The 1,026-nt window shown below is 59.8% G+C and carries 1 protein-coding gene; it reads left to right on the top strand.

Annotation, left to right across the window (positions count from 1 at the left end; translation table 11 throughout):
- Positions 1–262 precede the first annotated feature (262 nt).
- The coding region (locus tag ACXJ7R_RS34120) for a PP2C family protein-serine/threonine phosphatase (RefSeq protein ID WP_457155636.1) at positions 263–1,026 on the top strand (764 nt) is incomplete at its 3' end.

Raw genomic sequence — 1,026 nt, 5'->3', positions numbered from 1 at the left:
AGCGACAGCAATATGCAGGCACGCTTCGTGATCGGCGGCCGCGACGTTACCTATACGATCCAGGCAGGCTCCGGCACCAACCCCTTCTTGCTCCCCGCGCTTTCCGGGTTCAGCTGTCCGAAAGCGTTTTGAGATGGGGATCCGCAGACCACGCAGAGACCTTAGTTTTCGATACTTTAATGTTCGAGCCTGTGGCAAAGTAACACGAGCGCGCGCCTGAAAGTGCGCCGCAGAGGACGCTTGAGAAGCGCTTGGTGGCAAAGTGAACACTGTCGCCCTTCCCTTTGAGAGCTTCGGGGTAAGCCACAAAGGCTGTGTCCGTGAGCTCAATGAAGACAACTATCTGGTCGAGCCACAAACTGGTCTCTGGGTGGTAGCCGACGGAATGGGTGGACATGACGCGGGAGAGGTCGCTTCGGCCAGTATCGTCGATCATCTGGCAACGATCGGCATTGCCAGCTCCGCACCTGATCTTCGGGCGCGCTTCGAGGACAGGCTGAGCAGGGCCAATGCCGAGATCCGCGGCATATCCGAATCTCGCGGCATAACCATCGGCTCGACTGTTGCCGCCCTGCTGGCGATGGATGGGCGGTTTGCCTGCCTGTGGGCGGGTGACAGCCGCGTCTATCTGATCCGCAACGCCTCGATCTCACAGATCTCGAAGGATCATACCGAAGTTCAGGAGCTCGTGGACAGAGGCATGATCAGCGAAAGCGAAGCGCGCACCTGGCCGCGCCGCAATGTCATCACGCATGCGGTCGGCGTCAGCGACGAGATCGTCATCGATTTCCAGCAAGGCGAAATCATGCCGGGGGACATTTTTGTGCTGAACACCGATGGGCTGACGGCGCATGTCACCGACGCCGAGATCGAGGCGGCGACCGTGTCCGCGACACCTCAGGCGGCCTGCGAAAAACTGTTGGAAACGGTGCTGGCGCGTGGCGGCACAGACAATGTGACGATCGTGCTTGTGAAGATCGGCGACGGGCGCGATGGGCAATCGCCACGTCCAGATCTCTACAAAGC

The sequence above is a fragment of the Mesorhizobium sp. P5_C1 genome (assembly GCF_054049815.1).
The sequence above is the reverse complement of the archived record's forward strand: the minus strand, read 5'-3'. Positions and strand labels throughout refer to the sequence as shown.